This window comes from Vibrio sp. RM-69-4 (assembly GCF_024743775.1).
Lineage (GTDB): Bacteria > Pseudomonadota > Gammaproteobacteria > Enterobacterales > Vibrionaceae > Vibrio > Vibrio anguillarum.
Genome location: NZ_JAMQXI010000074.1, coordinates 24,223 through 44,162, shown reverse-complemented (window position 1 = coordinate 44,162; position 19,940 = coordinate 24,223). Strand labels below are relative to the sequence as shown.

Genomic DNA, 19,940 nt, shown 5'->3' with positions numbered 1-19,940 from the left:
GCCAGCTACCTTTTTTAGCCTTAAGCAAAGTGCATTCAATGAGTGTGACTTGCTTAAGGCTTTGCTGTTTCTAGTGTAAAGAGGATGGAAGATGGCCACGCTGAATTTTACGTTAAAGGTTGACGGGCTCGCCGACGATGCATTTGTGGTGCGAGAATACCAAGGACAAGAATCCTTATCGGAGAGTGTGCTGGCCAATGGCGAGCCTTGTTATGGGTTTCGTTACCACATTGAGCTCGCAAGCCGTCAATCTATTTTGAGTGCAGCCGACGTCGTCGACAAAACAGCTCAGCTAACGGTTTTCCAGAATGGTAGCGTGGTGCAGCGCGTGCATGGCATCGTGCGCCAGTTCAGTAAAGGCGATATTGGTCATCATCACACCTTTTACTCACTCACTTTAGTGCCTGCATTAGAGCGCTTGTCGCTGCGCCAAAATAGCCGCATCTTCCAGCTTAAAACCGTACCTGAAATTCTTTCCATTGTGCTGCAAGAGATGGGCATTGACGACTATGCCTTCTCGCTCAAACGAGAATCTGTTCAGCGCGAATTCTGCGTACAGTACCGTGAAACCGATATCCACTTTTTACACCGCTTAGCCGCCGAAGAGGGCTTGGTCTACCACCTCCTGCATGAAGAAGGTAAACACACTCTCTTTTTCAGTGACGACAGCCAAAGCTTAACGAAGCTTGATACGCCGATCCCTTACAATGTGCTGTCCGGTGGTATCGCTGATACACCTTACATTTCCAACTTAATCAGCCATACGCAATCGCAAGTGGCGGAAAGCCAATTGGCGGATTACAGCTTTAAAAAACCGACTTACGGTTTTAAGCAAAGTGCACTCGGCACCGCGATGGATTACCAGCAGACCCACTATGAACATTTTGATTTCCCGGGTCGATTTAAAGACGATGAGAGCGGTAAAGCGTTTAACCAAATTCGTTTAGAGTACTTAAGAAGGCAGGCGCGTACCGCACAAGGCCAAAGCAATGAAGCGCGTTTGCAAGCCGGAACCCTGTTTGATTTGGCCGAACATTTAGACGACAGCGTGAACCGAGATTGGGTTGTGGTGCAAGTAAACCATCAAGGCCGGCAGCCGCAAGCATTAGAAGAGTCTGGCGGTAGCGGTGCAACAACCTACAGTAATCAATTTACCTTGATCCCGGCCGATGTAACGTGGCGTGCAACACCGCACACCAAGCCGCAAGTGGATGGCCCATGCATCGCCCATGTGGTTGGCCCCGATGGCGAAGAGATCTTCTGCGATGAGTATGGCCGCGTTAAACTGCATTTCCCATGGGACAGATATTCTAACGGCGATGAACACAGTTCATGTTGGGTGAGGGTGTCGCAAGGTTGGGCTGGCAGCCAATATGGCATGATGGCTATCCCAAGAATTGGCCATGAAGTGATTGTCGATTTTTTAAATGGCGATCCGGATCAACCTATCGTCACAGGCCGCGCTTATCACGCCACCAATAAAGCGCCCTACACACTGCCAGATAACAAAACCAAAACCGTACTGCGCAGTGAAACCCACCAAGGTGAAGGCTTTAATGAGCTGAGTTTTGAAGATCAAGCAGGGCAAGAGAAAATCTACCTACACGCGCAAAAAGACTATGAAGCGCTAGTGCTTAATGATGCCACCACACACATCAAACACGATAAACACCTGACAGTGGATAACGACCAGTTCAGCCACATTAAAAATAACCAACACCTAACGGTCGAGGGCGAAAGCCGTCAGAAAATAGCGTTAGATCGTAGCCTTGAAGTGGGTGGCTCACTGCACCAAAAAATCGGTGAAAAAACGGTTTTTGACTCAGGTAATGAAGTGCACCTTAAAGCAGGCAATAAGTTGGTGTTGGATGCGGGTAATGAAATCACCATCAAAGCTGCGGGCAGTTTTATCAAAGTGGATGGCGGCGGCGTGCACCTAGTCGGGCCTGCGATCAACCTTAACTCCGGCGGCAGCGCAGGCAGCGGCTCGGGTTATGGCGGTGTTGTAGCGGTGTTGCCTATGGGGTTGGCAGCGCCAAGTGCGCCGGATGAGCTGGTCTTAAGCTTGCCAACAGCGAGTTTAATTCAACAAGTGATAGCCGATATCAAAACGGAGATGCCAATCACTCAGGTTTGTCAAAAGCGTTCTGATGGAAGCTGTCCGTTAAGTGACTGCCCTTGTGGAAACAATAAATGATGTTAGTTCTCGATAGCCACTGTAATGACGTTGCAGTGAACTGGTTTGCTCTAGTCAATGATTACCATAATATGCATGCTGAAGTTTATGAGAGGATCTCTGGGCATTTGGTTGAGCCGTTATATTTATCGACGTCAGTTGAGTCATTACTAAATCGTAGCCCTTTGTTGATTGCATTGTATGAGCAAGATCCAATGACAAACATCTTACCTAAAGAACATACACTGTATTTTTCTGCACCACTTAATGTCTCTTTTGATGTTGCCTTAGCTCAACTAAGGAATCGATTACATATTCAATTCTCAGGTAATCGAAGAGGGCTGTTTCATTATTATTGTTCTTCAGTGGCAAGTTATTTTTTTGAGCGTTCAGATACGATCGATACTGGCAAATGGTTGGGATGTTTCAGCAGCCTTTATTTTTATCGTCAAACATACAGTGATTTAGCTAAATGGAGCAAAGTCGTTAGTGAGGGGGGGGAGCTTGCTTCAAATCTTTGGCTTCTTACAGAATCTCAGGAAAATGCTCTCAATGATAAATATCATGAAAATGAGATCGTGCAGTGGGCTACAGAAAACAATATTAAAGAGTTGAATTGGCAGAAACAGAAAATGGTTCATTTATTCTGCTCACAACACCAGATAACAGATCCTCAAATTTCTTCTCGATTACGCCATTTAATACAGCGCTATGATGTTGCCCTCAATGATCTTAATTTTCATTCGAAATCGCATCAAACATCAGAAAATATCGTCGAACACATAGAATACTTAATGTCTAGGGAGAATGCATATGTCTACTAAGTTTGCTTCAAGTCCGAGCTGTGATGGTAAAAAGTTTTTCATTGAAGTAACGGGTATACAACATGGCTCTGAACAAGACTTTGAGTTTTATGACTTAACTGATATGTCACAGCAGGCTGCTCTAGAAGCGAAAAAGAGTATTGATCCTGAACTTGATGAAAGTACGGTATACAGTTGGGATTGGTGTGATGAGAGTGCCAATCGAAATGTTTGGCTGAAAATTGAAGCGGAAGGTGAACCAATCAAATTACCGCTTTTTCAAAATGTGGCAGACATACCAAGAAAGAAAGACGAGCAAGATTATTTGGTACATGCAGTTTTACCTTTAACGCTTTTACCTACTTATCAATCATCGTTAACTTATAAAGAGAGAATTGCTCCTGTTCGAGCCGGTTTTATTTATATCTTTTACAACCATAAAGTATGGCGTGAAATTCAAATTAGCCCAGAAGATAGCGGTGATTACTCTCTTAAAGATGTCAATCTTTACCAATATCGTACTGGTAGAGATAAACCGTTTAAAGATGAAGCTCGAATCGCAACTGGTGTGGCACTAAAAGAGATTTGGATACCGGCTAAAGAGAATAACAAGGGGGCACGGATCCATCTTGCCTTTTCAGAAGTTCAGTGGAGTGCACAATATCTTAATTATCTTGAGGCGAATCAAAACGAGTTAGTTCAACGAACTGTTGCATTTCATCAGTTGAATGTGGATAGCAATGTCGATGTATTGAAAGCTAGCTTACTGCCGCCAATGCGAATAAGAGCACCAGAGTTGGAGTTGTTTCTTGCTGAGCCAATTAATCTCAACCGTGATCTCTCTGGGGAGTGGGTAACACGCACTTACCAAACCATTAAAGAGGAAATCTTATCCGCGAATGAAGACGGTGATAAGGCGGTACAGGTTTTTAAATATGCTCAACCTCATCGATATGAATATGCTATTAAGCAAGCCGCACTGATTGAGATTATCAACTCAGATCCAAATCAAGCTAAGTTGTGGACTATTGGTGACTCGAAAGATTTTTTAGAAGATGCAAAAAAGCGTCATCTGAGAGCAATTGTATTGGACGATCCTCTTTTTGACTTAAGACATCACGCTTTTCTTACTCAATCTGCTGTTGGGTATTTACAGCAAGTCTATATCGATATGAGTCAACAAAAGTACTATCGCACTGCAGAGCTAGTGCAAAAATTGGTGGTTCCAGCCAAGTTCGGACAACAAGAAAATCCTTACTATCAATATCGTAATGATATAGACAATTACTATGGAGGCGTTTTCCATAGAACATTACGTACCACTGAACGACAGTTTTGTTGCCAAGATGTAAAGGTATTGCAAGAGAAACTCCAATTGCAGGTGAACCAGAAGAGATTGGCTCAAGTGCTGCGTGATATCAGTTCAATGAACGATATTAACGCATCGGCTGCGCATGTGATTGTTGGCTATGCGCTGAGCGCTCTGAGCGTGAATATTGATAAATTGGATCAAATGTCAAACCCTGAAAGTGACGTTCGTTCACCTTATTTAGAAACCGCTAGACAAATCCTCTCTCCAAAAGATAACCATCCTTTGCACCGAATATTATTTCCAGAAGAAGGTACGATAAATTTGGAGCAAGCTAGCTATAGCGCACCACCGCCATTTAACTCGGGATCTGGATTTGCAACGCTTGAATCGTTAGCTTTGTGGTCCAAAGAGGACATGCTCATTCAAGATGAGCAGTTACAAGTGATGGATCTGGCTTTTATGTCACCTTCCAATAGCAACCAGGAAAAGGCTTTTAACCTTGAACGGCGTATTGCCAGTATAATGAATGATATTTTAAAGGGTTACTTTGATACGTTACTGAACCTAAGCCAAGATCTCACCAGTGAAGCGAAAGTGATCCAATTTAATGCCGCTTATGCCCCTGTACTCGGTTTAATGAAAGCCACTAATGCCAAAATGTGGGGAGATATCACTTATGTGCCCGTCAGTGGCGCTGAGCTTAAAGGTACGGTGGTTGGCGTGCATGGTCATGGGTTGAGTTATGGATTGAGCGCCGCTGATCGTGAGTTTGTTGACTCGAAGAAGAAGTCAGCCTTTGGTCGTTTGTATGATCGTTCGGGTAAATTGGTGGCATCGAGCAATAAAAATGCTTTTAGCTCCAGCGATCTGATTTCAGAAAGTCGAGGTTCAGTCGGGGCTAAATCACCACTTAAAGTGGTGGTGATCTCTCAAGAAAGTCGCATGGCGGCGGCCCTAAATCAAGCGAATACGCAAAGAGCGCTACGGGATATGAATCGTACGGATCTCAACGTCAGTAATGCTTATGAAAAATTCAGAATTCCCTACTTTATTGCGGTAGTGGAATTGATTAACCTGAAACAGAGTCAGCATCATTTTGAGAAAGCGCTTCAGCGTACAGATACTCTTTACTCTTCTGCTAACGCGCTAAGTGCAGCTCTGGATCTTGGTATCGCCATTACCCATGCTTCAAATCTGTATACACAAAATGCCTCTCGTTTGGCGATAGCTTCACATAATGCCGCGGTTGTTATGCCTAAGGCATGGGTTGATCGGTTTACTTTTCAAGATGGGGCAGTTCAACTAGTAAAAAAAGTGAGCTTTTTAGGGCTTACAACGCTTGTTGCTGGTTTTTTAACTGCGGGTATTGCTGGTTGGGATGCTATGCGCCGTTGGCAAGAAAATGATCTTGATGCCAGCGTTGCGATGGGGATGGTGGCGATAGGAACGTTAACCACCACGGTTGCAACGGGGTTTTTTACTACCAGCGCTCCGGTGTTATTTGGTATGGGACCGGTGGCATGGTTAGGGATTGGGTTGTCTGTTGCAGGTTTCGCGCTCTACATGTTTTGGAAAGATACTCCAATAGAGGCGTGGCTGAAAAATGGCCCGTTTGGTCAGTCACCCTCGGCGACTTACGCACATTTGCAAGACCCGACGACGGCGTTTGAGCGGTTTATTGGGTTGATTTTCAATCTATCGGTTAAAGCGTACCGCTTAGGCGCACAAACCGAATTCTCCGAAGCGTTTACTCAGCAGATGCAAGCATTAGGTGCTACCCATGTGATTTATGTCAACACCAATTTAGCGGCATTGCTCAGTGCTCAATCGGTCAGGGTTGAGTTTTACGCTCGGCAAGCGATTGAAAAAAAGACCACGACAAGTAGCCGAACGGGTTCAAGGGAAACCAGTGAACTGATTAACCTAAGCTCGCACAATGTTACGGTTATCCATCAAGAGCAGCGTAATGAAGGTACTGCCTATTTTGTTAAATATGATTTAACCGTCCCCGAATACAGTACCGATTTTAGCCTACTGATGATGCGCTCTTATCAGTATCGCTACCAGTCTGTTTTTGTGCTCAGAACCAAGCTGCACGTTGAGCAGGCCAGCTTTCCGACATTAGCATTAGAAGAGCGTGATGATTCTCGCACTGTGAATGTGGTTCCAACGTTTGCTTTAGATAACAACAGTGATCAAGATTGGGCGCAAAATACCGTATTAGCGTAAAGCGTAGAATCGATTATCGACAAAATTAGGAATGATAATGGCTTATAACTCAGAGCAATTAACCCTCCAACCACCTAAAGAGGCGCAAGGTTTTTTATGGCGTGTCTTAACCAAAGGACAGGTATTTCCTTTTACTAAAGCCAATGAAACTATTTCATTGGCTCTAGCAAGAGAGACTGAGCCATCCGCTATGCAAAGATATAATCAAAATAATTTATTTTGGGATGAAAAAGATTTAAATAGTGAGGCATTGTCTGGTTGGTCACAATTCTATTTTATGATTGTTGGGATGGTAAAAGTTTCACTGATTATTGTCTTACCGCTTCTCTATCTGATCATGATTTCTGCCATGATATTTGGACCGTATGGATGGAAGGATTGGGCTGGCGATTTTGGCACTGTTACTTTGTATACAACACTTCCTTGTTTACTTATTTATGGCCATTTTAAATTGGTGAGTGCTGGGCACCTTTTTCTGGCGCCCTTTTTAAAAAGTAAGCGAGTCTATAGCCTTAATCGCCAAACCGGCATGGTGACACTGTTTAAAAAAGGCAATAAAGAGCGTTTTAGCCATCCGTTTATTGAGTTTGATTGCGTGCTGATGTCCGCCCCTAGTCCACAAGGGCACTTAAATTACAACCTGATGTTGGTGCATCGCTATCATGATTATTCGGTTGGAGTACCGATTGGCAACCTGATCGGCAGTAATGAGATGGTGGCAGAGTATTATCGGTTGTGGAATATGATTCAACGTTATATGGATATCAGCCAACCGATGCCTGATATTTTAGTGCTTGAGCCTGCACGTGAAAGAGACCCAACCACCGCCGCCTATGATAAGCAAACTGGGCGCAATCCGCGATGCTGGCGTGATATGAGTGATGAAGAATATCAGCAAACTCTGAAAAGAATCGCAGAGCAGCAAAAAAATCAGCCAGATACGGGGCCAAAGTTGGATATTTTTGCACATTGATGCATTGAATCTGGCGATGGCCAAGTAAGATCTAGTGAGTTATTTAGTATTTACTCTGCAGTATGGTCGGAATTGTAAGGCTGAGCTTGATTGATGAATGTGTTTGGGACTTACTTAAGATTGCCGTGTTAGTAGAGATTCATTCGCGCACTAGTTTCGTTTGAAATTAAGTTTAAAGTAGAAAAAGTCACCTTTATTAAGGAGCAAATCAATGGCAAATGGTGCATTAGTAGGAGATATCGGATCCGATCATGATGGTTTTCCTCCTACGCCGATCACCGCTGGGTCACCGACGGTAAAAATTGATGGTAAAGCGGTGGCAAGGCAGGGCGACCCGCTAGAGCCTCATGACAAACCGAAAAACCCAAGCCACCCACGTGCAATTAAAGGCGGCTCGGGTAGCGTTATGATTGATGGCAAGCCCGCCGCGCGAGTAGGCGATGCCGTTGACTGCGGTGGCGTAATTATTGGTGGTTCATCGGTCAATATTGGTTAGGGTTGTAGCCCATTTAATCAATAAAGCGGCGCTTCAAATCTTGAGTGCTGCTTTATTGTTTTAAGCACAGCAGCTTTAGCACCAGTGAGCCAGCGTTATCCCTCTTTATGAAAAGAAATTCTACGGCCAGAAACGGAGCGAACAATGATCCGCCATATCTTATTAATCAAATTCAAACCACAAGCTCAGCCTGCCGACATTCAACAGCTCAAGTCGCTGTTTGAAGCCATGCCAGTGAAAATCGAGGGGGTCTCCGCTGTTGAGTGGGGCGTGAACGACAGCCCTGAAGGCAAAAACCAAGGTTATACCCACAGCGTTTTAATGACATTTACCGATGAGCAAGCACGCCAAAATTATCTACCTCATCCAGAGCATAACGCGCTAAAGGATAACTTTCGTCCTTTGCTCGAAGAGATCATCGTTTTCGATTATTCGATTTAGTCACAAGCCAGTAATCCTAGAGGCGCTCACCCCATGTTGGGTAGGATGGACTCTAGATTCTTTAGCTTGTTTGGCTTGAGTGTTAGCTAAGGGGCTATTCTTTTCGCCATGATGTACCACCAGAACAGTCGATATTTAGCCGTTAGTACATTCGATGGTACATTAAATCATTGATGTCACAAGAGATTATGAATGCTGAATAATTTGGTACGTATTGATTTAATTGGCTTTGTAGGTTTTGACGGATGTTATCGGAGAGAGAGTGGTGGCCCCTCCCAGACTTGAACTGGGGACCAATCGATTATGAGTCGACTGCTCTAACCACTGAGCTAAGGGGCCAAATTAGGTGTGTGATTATAGGGGATGGAGTTATGAGTGTCTACCCGCAAAATAGGGTAAATGCGCTTAGTTTTTATCCACTTAAACTATGAGATACAAAAAAGGTGAGCTTGTGCTCACCTTTTAGATTGGATAGGTTGCGATTACTCGTCTAGGAAGCTGCGCAATGTTTCAGAGCGGCTTGGGTGACGCAGTTTACGCAGTGCTTTCGCTTCAATTTGGCGGATGCGCTCACGCGTTACGTCAAACTGCTTACCAACTTCTTCTAGCGTGTGGTCTGTATTCATATCAATACCGAAACGCATACGCAGTACTTTCGCTTCACGAGGGGTTAGGCCAGCAAGAACGTCACGAGTCGCTGCTCTTAGGCTGGTGGCCGTAGCAGAATCAAGTGGTAGTTCAAGGGTTGTATCCTCGATAAAGTCACCAAGATGCGAATCTTCGTCGTCACCGATAGGTGTCTCCATAGAGATTGGCTCTTTAGCAATTTTCAGTACTTTACGAATTTTATCTTCTGGCATTTGCATGCGTTCTGCCAATTCTTCTGGCAGAGGCTCACGGCCCATCTCTTGCAGCATCTGACGTGAGATTCGATTCAGTTTGTTGATCGTTTCGATCATGTGCACTGGAATACGAATAGTACGTGCTTGGTCTGCAATTGAACGTGTGATAGCTTGGCGAATCCACCAAGTGGCGTAAGTTGAGAACTTATAACCACGGCGGTATTCAAACTTATCTACCGCTTTCATCAGGCCGATATTACCTTCTTGGATAAGATCCAAGAACTGCAGGCCACGGTTGGTGTATTTCTTCGCGATAGAAATAACCAGACGCAAGTTTGCTTCAACCATCTCTTTTTTCGCTCGACGAGCTTTCGCTTCACCGATAGACATGCGACGGCTGATGTCTTTAATGTTTTGCACATTCAAAGACGTTTCTTCTTCGATCATTTTCAATTTATGAATTGAACGACGAATGTCTTCTTCTTGCTGTCTGATTTTTTCTGCATAAGGTTTTTCTGAAGCGAGTACTTCATCTAACCATGCATCGCTTGATTCATTGCCAGTGAATAAGGCAATGAATGATTTTTTAGGCATTTTACCGTATTCGACCGCAGCTCTCATGATCAGACGTTCTTGAGTACGAACACGATCCATAGAGGTGCGAAGCTTGTTGACTAGGTAGTCAAATTGCTTTGGCGTGAGTCGGAATTCACGGAAAATATCCAACATCAACTCGGTGGCTTGGGCGGCTTTATTGCTGTCATAGCCATGCTCATTTTTCGCGAGTTGAAGATTTTGATACTTGTTGCGTAGTTCGGTGAATTTTTCTAGCGCAAGCTCAGGGTCGATTCCTGCATCTTCTTCAGAGTCAGTATCTTCGCTGTCGTCATCGTCGTCATCATCGAGGTCGTCTTCATCAGCAAGGTCAGCGCTAGCAAGCTCTGAACCGATATGGGTCGCTGTTGGGGCGTTCGTTGCATCTGAGTCAGGATCAACAAAACCTGAGATCAGGTCTGTTAAACGAAGTTCTTCAGCAAGAACTTTGTCAAATTGCTCTAAGATGTATGGAATGGTGCCTGGATATTCAGCCACTGCGCGTTGAACTTGGTTAATACCATCTTCAATACGCTTAGCGATATCAATTTCACCTTCGCGAGTCAGCAGTTCTACGGTACCCATTTCGCGCATATACATGCGCACAGGGTCGGTAGTACGACCAATTTCGCTTTCTACACTGGATAATGCAGCGGCTGCAGCTTCGGCAGCATCCTCATCGGTGATTGCGTTGTCATCATTTAGAGCAAGATCATCGGCATCAGGGGCAGTTTCTACCACCTTAATGCCCATGTCATTGATCATCTGAATGATATCTTCTACCTGCTCGGAATCTACGATTTCTGCTGGTAGGTGGTCATTTACTTCGGCGTAGGTCAGATAGCCTTGCTCTTTGCCTTTAATGACAAGTAGTTTTAGCTGTGACTGCGGATTTTGATCCATAGACGGTATCCAACTTCATATCTGGTGAAGGAATTAGTATGCGAAATGCAAACCACATATACTAACAAATTTATTCATTGCTGACTATTTAAACTGGGTTACGCTTTCAAGTCTTTCATTAAGTCTTGAAGCTCCCGTCTCTCTTCGGCTGATAAACCGACGCTTCTTTCTTTTGCCTGCAGGTTTTCAATTTGCTTTTCGATGCATTGAGCCAATATTTTGTCCAATGAATCTAAAAATAGTTCTTCTTGGTTGTCTTCAACAAGTGGAATTTCCCAACTTGCGAGGCGAGACAGAAGGGTCTCGTTTTTATTACCGCGCCAGTGTTCAAGCAATTGGCCTGTAGTAATATTGGGGTACGCTTGACAATTCTCAAGTACCTCAATTAATAAACTTAAACCGGGTATGGGCAAGGATTGAACGCTGGAAATATCAGGTACCATTTCAGCATAGCTTGGATTTTGAATAAGCAAAGCGATCACTTCACGCATCGGTGTGCGTTTGAGCTCTTTGTGTGGTTGTGAGCGGTGTTTGTCTGATTCTGGCAGTGATGGCTTTTTATAAATCCCAGTTTTTTGCCCTAATATTTTGAGCAATTGCGCTTGTAGAGATGTGTCTGGCACTTTATTAATCAGTGGTAATGCCAGCGCCTCAAGCGCTGCTTTCCCTTCGTTATTACCGACATCAACTTGTGACAGTAGGTTGGTAAATAGGTATTTGGATAGGGGTTCAGCATCTTGCACTAACTGTTCAAAGGCCGCTTTTCCATGGGTTCTGATGTAGCTATCTGGGTCTTCACCATCAGGTAAAAACAGAAATTTAAGAATATTGCCACTTTTGAGATAACTCAACGCATTTTCCAGTGCGCGCCACGCCGCTTCTCGTCCTGCTCGGTCACCATCATAGCAACAGACCACCGTATTGGTTTGGCGAAAAAGCAGTTGCAGGTGATCGCCAGTAGTTGAGGTTCCTAGCGAAGCAACCGAGTAGTCCACTCCATATTGCGCCAGTGCCACCACATCCATATAACCTTCAACAACTAATATTTGCGGGGGTTCACGATAGGCTTGCATGACATCGTATAGGCCATACAGCTCTTTACCTTTATGGAAAATGGGGGTTTCTGGGGAGTTCAGGTATTTTGGCGTTCCATCACCCGTAACGCGTCCACCAAAGCCGATCACTCGTCCGCGGCGGTCGCGAATGGGAAACATAATACGTCCACGAAAACGATCGTAGCGGTTGCCTTTGTCATTTTCGATCAACATACCGCCAGTGACGAGCATCTCTTGGCTTTCTTGTTGCTGACCGAAGTTTTTGCGCACTAAATCCCATTCGTCAGCGATATAGCCAATACCAAATTTCTGCACGATTTCGCCAGAAAGACCGCGATCTTTCAGATACTCGATGGCATGACGATTACCCGGAACTTTGAGTTGGTTGCGGTAAAACTGCGCAATGCTGCCCATTAAGTCATAAAGGGTGCGTTTTTCTTCACTATTGGCTTTAGGGGCTGATGAGAAATGGCCACTAGAGCGTTGCTCTCGGGGAACTTCTAGCCCCACAAAAGAAGCCAATTCTTCGATGGCCTCGACGAATTCAAGGCGTTCATATTCCATCATGAAGTCGATGGCGTTGCCATGCACGCCACAACCAAAGCAGTGATAGAACTGTTTTTCTTGGCTTACACTAAATGAGGGCGTTTTTTCATTATGGAATGGGCAGCAAGCACCGTAGTTCTTACCTTTTTTCTTAAGTTTCACACGTGCGTCTATGATGTCGACAATATCAAGTCGAGCAAGGAGATCATCAATAAAACTGCGAGGGATGTGTCCTGCCATAAAACCTAAAAGAAAAGATTAAAACGAATGATTAGATACAAACAAGCCGTGCGCTCCAGAGGATAGCACGGCTTGATGCAATTTGATGCGGGCATTTAAGCGAGTTTAGTTCGAACTAATCCGCTGACTTTACCCATATCTGCACGCCCTTGAATTTGCGGTTTCAAGACAGCCATCACTTTCCCCATGTCTTGCATGCCAGCAGCAGCGGACTGGGTGATCGCATCATCAATTAATGCGCTCACTTCATCATCGCTCAACGGCTGAGGCATAAATGCCTCAAGGATAGTGATTTCTGCTTGCTCTGCATCTGCGAGATCTTGACGATTGGCAGCTTCATATTGAGCGACAGAGTCGCGACGCTGTTTAACCATTTTTACCATCACAGCAAGAATATCGTCGTCGTTCAGAGTGATCTGCTCGTCGACTTCTCGTTGTTTGATCGCGGATAAGGCTAAACGAATAGTGCCAAGGCGTACTTTATCCTTGGCTTTCATCGCTAATTTTTGCTCTTCTTTGAGGATATCAATTAGAGCCATAACTCTCGTTCCTTAATGGAAAAAGGTTATTAGTACAGGCGAACGCGACGTGCGTTTTCGCGAGCTAGCTTCTTAGCGTGACGCTTTTGAGCTGCTGCTTTAGCGCGTTTGCGAACGGTAGTTGGTTTTTCATAGTGCTCACGACGACGCACTTCAGAAAGGATACCTGCTTTTTCGCAAGAGCGCTTGAAACGACGTAATGCAACATCGAACGGTTCGTTTTCACGTACTTTAACTATTGGCATATGCCTTTCACCTCAGGGGTTATTCGTTAACGCTGATATTTTGAGGCTTAAACCACAAGATTTCTTGTCTGTTTGCTCGGTTATCAGCTTGATCAAAAATGGTGCGGAATTTTAATCCGATCGCAATAGCTTTGTAAAGCACTTTGTCGATTATAGTCTGTACAAAATTTGTTTACGGAGCCAAGGCGGGGTAACATGGCGGCCATTTCCAATTGTTGATGAAAGCGTGCTGAGAAAATTATGCGCATTATTGGTATTGAAACCTCGTGTGACGAGACTGGCATCGCCATTTATGACGAAGAGAAAGGCTTACTTTCTCATCAATTGTACAGCCAAGTAAAACTGCACGCCGATTACGGCGGTGTGGTGCCGGAGCTTGCTTCTAGAGACCATGTTAAAAAGACCATTCCACTGATAAAAGCAGCGATGGCTGAAGCGAATTTGACGCCTGCGGATATTGATGGCGTGGCTTACACCGCAGGTCCTGGTTTAGTGGGGGCGCTGCTTGTTGGCGCGACGATTGGCCGTAGTTTGGCTTATGCGTGGAGTGTGCCAGCGGTGCCTGTTCACCATATGGAAGGGCACCTTTTAGCTCCGATGCTTGAAGATAATCCGCCTCCGTTTCCGTTTGTGGCCGTACTAGTTTCCGGTGGTCATTCCATGATGGTAGAGGTGAAAGGGATTGGTGAATATAAGATCCTCGGAGAGTCTATTGATGACGCGGCCGGTGAGGCGTTTGATAAAACCGCGAAGCTGATGGGGCTTGATTATCCTGGGGGGCCATTGTTGGCTCGTTTGGCTGAAAAAGGAACGCCAGGGCGTTTTAAGTTTCCGCGTCCGATGACGGATCGACCAGGGTTAGACATGAGTTTCTCTGGTTTAAAAACATTTACAGCCAATACGATTGCAGCTAATGAGAATGATGATCAGACCCGAGCGGATATTGCGTATGCCTTTCAAGAGGCGGTGTGTGGCACTTTAGTGATTAAGTGCAAACGCGCCCTTGAGCAAACTGGCATGAAACGCATTGTTATTGCCGGTGGCGTGAGTGCCAATAAACAGTTACGCGCAGAGCTTGGCGCACTGGCGAAAAAAATTGGTGGTGAAGTGTATTACCCGCGTACTGAGTTTTGTACCGACAACGGTGCAATGATTGCTTATGCGGGTATGCAGCGTTTAAAAAATGGTGAAACAGTCGATTTAGCGGTGCAGGCAACACCTCGCTGGCCGATTGATCAACTTAAACCCATTATTTAGCGGGTGTCGCAACGGTCTCTTTTTTGAGGCCGTTTTGTTCTTTGGTACTTCCGTTTCTGTGGCGTTCTGTATTGATTTTAATTAGCCATTGCTTACATTCTGCTCTGAGCTGTTATCGCTCATATCAATGCTACAATGCCAACCTACTTTACTAATATTGGATTCACAATGAAGACATTTGTTATTGATGATTGCCAGATGCGTTATTTGGATCAAGGGCAAGGTGAAGTGCTTGTTTTCGGTCACAGCTATCTGTGGGATAGCGCAATGTGGGCACCTCAGGTGGAAGCGTTGAGTCAACACTACCGCTGTATCGTGCCTGATTTATGGGCGCATGGTCAGTCAGATTTCGCACCGTCATCCATGAACACACTAAAAGATTATGCTCAGCATATTTTGGCTTTAATGGACCACTTATCGATTGAGCAGTTTTCTATCATTGGTCTTTCTGTAGGTGGAATGTGGGGGGCTGAGTTAGCCGTTCTTGCGCCTGCGCGCGTGAAATCATTAGTGATGATGGATACCTTTGTTGGTCTAGAGCCTGAAGTCAGCCATGCAAAATATTTTGCCATGCTCGATGCGATTGCGGCGATGCAGCAAGTGCCATCACCGATTGTTGATGCAGTTGTACCGATGTTTTTTGCAAAAGATGGCGAGCAGAAATCTCCGGCATTAGTGGCTGGATTCAAGCAACATTTATCGGCGCTTACTGGTCAACAAGCGGTGGAAGTGGCTCGGTTGGGGAAAATGATCTTCGGTCGTCGTGACATGATTGAAGAGGTGGAGCAATTGAGGTTGCCAGTGTTGATTGCAGCTGGCGCTGAAGATATGCCTCGTCCGCCTCTTGAGGCTTACTTAATGAATGATGCCATTCACGGCAGTGAGTTAGAGGTTATTGCTAATGCTGGACATATCAGTAACTTAGAGCAACCTGAATACGTTACCGCCATGTTGACCCGTTTCTTGAAAAAAGCGCTTAGCTAGTCTTCCCTTATTAGCGGGTCATGCTTAATCAAAAAAGGCTTCGTAAGAGGCCTTTTACTTATTCGTCATTGACGTTATTTGCAAGCGGGTTTATCCATCATCCAAGCTAGCTCAAGAACCAAGCGTTTTTTTCTCACCCACTTTCGGCTCTGTGCCAGCCAATAACCGTTTAATATTTTGGTGATGACGAAACACGATAAGGCAGCACAGCATTGCTACCGGTAAGGTATATTGCGGTTTGATCAACCAAGTGTAGAACGGAGCGAGCAGCACGGTAACCAAAGCCGCTAAGGATGAATAGCGAAATAAAAATGCAACGCTGACCCAAGTCAATATGATAAGTGCGGTGAGATCTAAACCGATCGGTGCGATTGCTCCCAGTGCTGTTGCAACACCTTTTCCGCCTTTAAAATGAAAGAAAATAGGATACATATGGCCAAGGCAAGCGGCGATGGCGACTAGGCCCAATAGAATGGGGTCAATCCCCAAATAGTAGCTGCCCCATACTGGAATAGTACCTTTGAGCATGTCACACAGCAGTACCGCGATGGCGGCTTTTTTTCCACCAATGCGTAATACGTTAGTTGCACCGGGGTTATTTGAGCCCATATTGCGAGGATCGGGAAGGCGTAATAAACGGCAGATCAACACCGCACTTGAGATCGAACCCAGTAAATAGGCAGAAATGATCATTATCAGTGCGAGTGGTGTCATAAGTACCTCTGCAGTGGAAATGCCCTAAAGCAAGTTCACAAGCCATTGTTAACCATGATGAAAAGCAAAAAAATGTTTTGGATTTCGCATCTCGACTCAGTTTGGGTATATGATATCGCGATTAGGCAAAATAGTACGATTTTTTACGTAATTAGGGTATCCGACCTCTAGAGGAAGAGACGCAAAAATGGACAAAGTCTTTATTGAACAGCTGACGGTAATTACGACCATTGGCGTGTATGATTGGGAACAAGAGATTAAGCAGAAGTTGGTGCTCGACATCGAAATGGCGCACGACAATCAACCCGCAGGTAAAAGTGATGATGTGAGCGATGCATTAGACTACGCACAAGTGAGTCAAGCGGTGATCGCACATATTGAAAATGGTCGCTTTTTATTGGTAGAGCGTGTTGCAGAAGAAGTAGCAGAGCTTCTGATGCAGCGTTTTTCCGTTCCTTGGGTTAAAATTCGCTTAGCAAAGCCCGGCGCGGTAGCACAGGCATCCAGTGTTGGCGTTATTATTGAGCGAGGCGATGCATGACTACGGTCTATGTTGGCGTCGGTTCTAATATTGAAAGACGCAAACATATCAAAGTGGCCATCGAGGAATTGTCGACCATCGGAAATCATCTACAGATCTCGACCATTTACGAATGTGCATCGGTTGGGTTCAATAGTGCGGCCTTTTATAATTTAGTCGTTGTGCTGGAAACAAGGCTTTCGTTGAGTGATTTCGTGGCGCAACTTCGAGCGATTGAATCTCGATGGGGGCGCGACCCGCAGGCGAAAAAATTTCAAGATCGCACCTTAGATCTCGATATCATCTTGTTTGGTGAAGACATTTCAGCGCAAGATCCTGAACTGCCACGCAGTGATATCTTTAAATATCCATTTGTCATACAACCACTTTACGATTTGTCACCGGAACGGATCGTTCCCAATGATGGTCGTAGTGTGCGTCAAATATGGCAACAGGCGATCAACTTAGAATCGCTCACCCCTGTCAAACTTTGGTTCGACATTAATTAATAAGAGTCAGTAATGAGTTATTTAGAAGCGTTTTTTTTGGCTTTGATTCAAGGCTTAACCGAATTTTTACCTATCTCCAGCTCCGCCCATTTAATTTTGCCTTCAGCCATTTTAGGCTGGGAAGATCAAGGTCTTGCCTTTGATGTGGCGGTGCATGTCGGCACATTAGCTGCCGTGGTTATCTATTTTAGGAAAGAAGTCGTGACTTTACTGCGCGCTTTTTTTGCCTCGATTTTTAAAGGCGAGCGCAGTAAAGAATCGAAACTGGCATGGATGATCGTACTAGCAACCATTCCTGCCTGTATTTTCGGCTTTTTTATGAAAGATATTGTTGAACTCTACCTACGCAGTGCTTGGGTGATAGCAACCACCACTATTATTTTTGGTCTATTACTGTGGTATGTCGATAAAAACGCTCCATTAGCGGATGATGAATACCAAGCCGATTGGAAAAAATCGCTGATGATTGGTTTGGCACAAGCAGTTGCGGTGATCCCCGGTACCTCTCGCTCAGGAGCGACCATCACTGCGGCGTTGTATCTTGGTTTTACTCGTGAAGCGGCCGCGCGTTTTTCTTTCTTGATGTCGATTCCCATCATTGTTTTGGCGGGTGGTTATTTAGGGTTAAAGCTGGTGACCAGTGGCGAACCTGTGCATGTCGGTTTCTTAATGACGGGTATCCTGACCTCCTTTATCAGTGCTTATATTTGTATCCATTTCTTCTTAAAACTGATTTCTAAAATGGGTATGACTCCGTTTGTCATTTACCGTTTAATTCTCGGTGGCGGCTTATTTGCGTTCCTAATGATGAGTTAAATAAAGGCTTGTGATATAAATAGCCATCATTTTCGTGCTGTGTTAAAGCGTCACTTTTTTTAAACAGCACGCTTTGTTTATCGTTTACGTTCTCTTTCATAGTGAGCGTTTTGAATGGTTATAGATGTGATGCGACTTTTTGCGGTGACATTGGCGTTATTATTCGGTTTATTACAGTACGATTTGTGGCTCGGTAAAAATGGCATTGCTGATTATCGAACCATTGTCGATGAAATTGACGTGCAGCAACAAGTAAACGAAAACCTAACGCTACGAAATTCGGAAATGTTCGTCGAAATTGATGATTTACGACAAGGATTGGACGCGATTGAAGAGCGAGCGCGTCATGAATTAGGAATGATAAAAGAAGGTGAAACTTTCTATCGATTGGTCGGTGAGGATAGTCAATAAATGCCGCACAGTACGCTTTCTCTTACCGCGATTGTACCGGCTGCTGGTGTTGGCAGCCGAATGCAAGCGGATCGTCCGAAACAGTATTTAACCATACACAACAAAACCGTTCTCGAACACACAATAGCGACGCTGCTCGCGCACCCTAATATTGATCGCGTTGTTGTCGCCGTCAGTGACGATGATCCTTACTATTTTGCTCTGCCATTAGCCACTAATCCCAATGTTATTCGCGTCAGCGGTGGTCAAGAGCGAGCCGACTCGGTGCTCTCTGCGCTGCAATATGTTTTAGCTAATTCCCTAGGTGAATGGGTTCTCGTGCATGATGCAGCGCGGCCTTGTCTTACTTTTGCAGATATTGACCGATTGATTACGACAGCTAAAGAGCATCCAGTAGGTGCGATTTTAGCTGCACCCGTTCGAGACACAATGAAGCGTGCTGATGGCGAAAACAACATTGATCATACCGTTGATCGCGTTGCATTATGGCACGCACTCACCCCCCAGATGTTTAGAGCCAAGCCGCTTTTTGAGGCTTTGTCGGACGCGTTAGATCAGCAAGTCATCATCACCGATGAAGCATCCGCAATGGAGTGGCAAGGGTTACATCCAGCGTTGGTCGCTGGGCGGGCGGATAATCTAAAAATTACGCAACCCGAAGATCTCGCTTTAGCTGAGTTTTATTTAGGTCGTACTTCTTCACTAGCCGCAATAGGAAATAACCATGATTAGAATTGGCCACGGTTTTGATGTTCATAAATTTGGCGGTGAAGGTCCAGTCATCATTGGGGGAATTGCCGTTCCTTATGAGCAAGGCTTAATTGCTCATTCCGATGGTGATGTCGCCTTGCATGCTTTAAGTGATGCGCTGCTTGGCGCGATTGCCGCAGGTGATATTGGCCGCCATTTCCCCGATACCGATGATAAATGGAAAGGGGCAGATAGCCGTGAATTATTGAAAGATGTCTATCGCCGTGTGAAAGCGCAAGGCTACCGTTTAGGAAATGCCGACGTCACCATTATCGCGCAAGCGCCGAAGATGGCGCCGTATATTGAAGCGATGTGCGCTGCCATTGCGCAAGATCTTGAAACGACGCTAGATAATATTAACGTCAAAGCAACCACAACCGAGCGCCTTGGTTTCACTGGGCGCAAAGAAGGTATTGCTTGCGAAGCGGTTGTCTTATTGATCAAATGTACTACAGATTAAATGCACGGTTGATCAAAGCATAATATTGCCTTAATAAAACGACCCAACAAATTGAAGAGGTAATGGTAATTCACTTACCTCTCCTTCTATGTAAAAACACGTTATTGATGGACTACCGCCAACGA

Annotated in this window: 19 protein-coding genes and 1 tRNA gene; 14 read left to right on the top strand and 6 right to left on the bottom strand. The window is 44.9% G+C overall.

The window, feature by feature from the left end:
* Positions 1-91: 91 nt before the first annotated feature.
* From NB504_RS11990 to NB504_RS11965, 6 genes are all read left to right on the top strand, one after another.
* A complete protein-coding gene (locus NB504_RS11990) occupies positions 92-2,197 on the top strand; it encodes a type VI secretion system Vgr family protein (RefSeq protein ID WP_258428968.1) in 2,106 nt (701 codons plus the stop codon).
* On the top strand, positions 2,194-3,000 hold the full coding sequence (locus NB504_RS11985; protein WP_094163458.1) for a DUF4123 domain-containing protein: 807 nt from the start codon (positions 2,194-2,196) through the stop codon (positions 2,998-3,000). Before NB504_RS11990 ends, NB504_RS11985 begins: the two co-directional genes overlap by 4 nt.
* Complete coding sequence (locus tag NB504_RS11980) at positions 2,990-6,520, top strand: toxin VasX (RefSeq protein WP_258428966.1); 3,531 nt, start codon at positions 2,990-2,992, stop codon at positions 6,518-6,520. Before NB504_RS11985 ends, NB504_RS11980 begins: the two co-directional genes overlap by 11 nt.
* 37 nt (positions 6,521-6,557) lie before the next feature.
* Positions 6,558-7,493, top strand: coding sequence for a hypothetical protein (locus NB504_RS11975; RefSeq protein ID WP_094165400.1), 936 nt, complete (start codon positions 6,558-6,560; stop codon positions 7,491-7,493).
* Between the two features lie 211 nt (positions 7,494-7,704).
* Complete coding sequence (locus NB504_RS11970) at positions 7,705-7,989, top strand: type VI secretion system PAAR protein (RefSeq protein WP_010318209.1); 285 nt, start codon at positions 7,705-7,707, stop codon at positions 7,987-7,989.
* A 144-nt stretch (positions 7,990-8,133) separates the two neighbouring features.
* Entirely contained in the window at positions 8,134-8,430 is a 297-nt protein-coding gene (locus NB504_RS11965) for a Dabb family protein (protein ID WP_258428964.1), read from the top strand.
* A gap of 263 nt (positions 8,431-8,693) precedes the next feature.
* Here the strand turns inward: NB504_RS11965 and NB504_RS11960 are convergent.
* From NB504_RS11960 to rpsU, 5 genes are all read right to left on the bottom strand, one after another.
* Positions 8,694-8,769, bottom strand: a tRNA-Ile gene (locus NB504_RS11960).
* Positions 8,770-8,912: 143 nt separating this feature from the next.
* A complete protein-coding gene (gene rpoD / locus NB504_RS11955; protein WP_013857727.1) occupies positions 8,913-10,769 on the bottom strand; it encodes an RNA polymerase sigma factor RpoD in 1,857 nt (618 codons plus the stop codon).
* A 98-nt stretch (positions 10,770-10,867) separates the two neighbouring features.
* Positions 10,868-12,610 carry a DNA primase gene (dnaG, locus tag NB504_RS11950; protein WP_013857726.1) on the bottom strand — a complete coding sequence of 581 codons (1,743 nt, stop codon included), beginning with the start codon at positions 12,608-12,610 and terminating at the stop codon, positions 10,868-10,870.
* 95 nt (positions 12,611-12,705) lie between these two features.
* Entirely contained in the window at positions 12,706-13,149 is a 444-nt protein-coding gene (locus NB504_RS11945; protein ID WP_010318215.1) for a GatB/YqeY domain-containing protein, read from the bottom strand.
* A gap of 29 nt (positions 13,150-13,178) precedes the next feature.
* Complete coding sequence (gene rpsU / locus NB504_RS11940) at positions 13,179-13,394, bottom strand: 30S ribosomal protein S21 (RefSeq protein ID WP_004396009.1); 216 nt, start codon at positions 13,392-13,394, stop codon at positions 13,179-13,181.
* Between the two features lie 240 nt (positions 13,395-13,634).
* On the opposite strand from rpsU, the gene tsaD reads away from it, so the two are divergent.
* Both tsaD and NB504_RS11930 read left to right on the top strand, forming a co-directional pair.
* A complete protein-coding gene (gene tsaD / locus NB504_RS11935; protein WP_258428962.1) occupies positions 13,635-14,651 on the top strand; it encodes a tRNA (adenosine(37)-N6)-threonylcarbamoyltransferase complex transferase subunit TsaD in 1,017 nt (338 codons plus the stop codon).
* Positions 14,652-14,786: 135 nt separating this feature from the next.
* Entirely contained in the window at positions 14,787-15,635 is an 849-nt protein-coding gene (locus tag NB504_RS11930) for an alpha/beta fold hydrolase (protein ID WP_013857724.1), read from the top strand.
* A gap of 111 nt (positions 15,636-15,746) precedes the next feature.
* On the opposite strand, the gene plsY is transcribed toward NB504_RS11930, so the two are convergent.
* Entirely contained in the window at positions 15,747-16,349 is a 603-nt protein-coding gene (gene plsY, locus NB504_RS11925; protein WP_017047525.1) for a glycerol-3-phosphate 1-O-acyltransferase PlsY, read from the bottom strand.
* Between the two features lie 187 nt (positions 16,350-16,536).
* Between plsY and folB the strand changes: the two genes are divergently transcribed.
* The 6 genes from folB (at position 16,537) to ispF (ending at position 19,815) form a co-directional block, all read left to right on the top strand.
* Positions 16,537-16,890 (top strand): bifunctional dihydroneopterin aldolase/7,8-dihydroneopterin epimerase, encoded by a 354-nt coding sequence (gene folB / locus NB504_RS11920; RefSeq protein WP_013857722.1) that lies wholly within the window; start codon positions 16,537-16,539, stop codon positions 16,888-16,890.
* Positions 16,887-17,378 carry a 2-amino-4-hydroxy-6-hydroxymethyldihydropteridine diphosphokinase gene (folK, locus tag NB504_RS11915; protein ID WP_258428961.1) on the top strand — a complete coding sequence of 164 codons (492 nt, stop codon included), beginning with the start codon at positions 16,887-16,889 and terminating at the stop codon, positions 17,376-17,378. The genes folB and folK overlap by 4 nt, the downstream gene beginning before the upstream one ends.
* Positions 17,379-17,390: 12 nt before the next feature.
* Entirely contained in the window at positions 17,391-18,194 is an 804-nt protein-coding gene (locus NB504_RS11910; protein WP_096035982.1) for an undecaprenyl-diphosphate phosphatase, read from the top strand.
* Between the two features lie 129 nt (positions 18,195-18,323).
* Positions 18,324-18,605 (top strand): cell division protein FtsB, encoded by a 282-nt coding sequence (ftsB, locus tag NB504_RS11905; protein ID WP_026027578.1) that lies wholly within the window; start codon positions 18,324-18,326, stop codon positions 18,603-18,605.
* A complete protein-coding gene (gene ispD, locus NB504_RS11900; RefSeq protein ID WP_010320457.1) occupies positions 18,606-19,337 on the top strand; it encodes a 2-C-methyl-D-erythritol 4-phosphate cytidylyltransferase in 732 nt (243 codons plus the stop codon).
* Positions 19,330-19,815 carry a 2-C-methyl-D-erythritol 2,4-cyclodiphosphate synthase gene (gene ispF, locus NB504_RS11895; protein WP_013857718.1) on the top strand — a complete coding sequence of 162 codons (486 nt, stop codon included), beginning with the start codon at positions 19,330-19,332 and terminating at the stop codon, positions 19,813-19,815. Before ispD ends, ispF begins: the two co-directional genes overlap by 8 nt.
* Positions 19,816-19,940 lie beyond the last annotated feature (125 nt).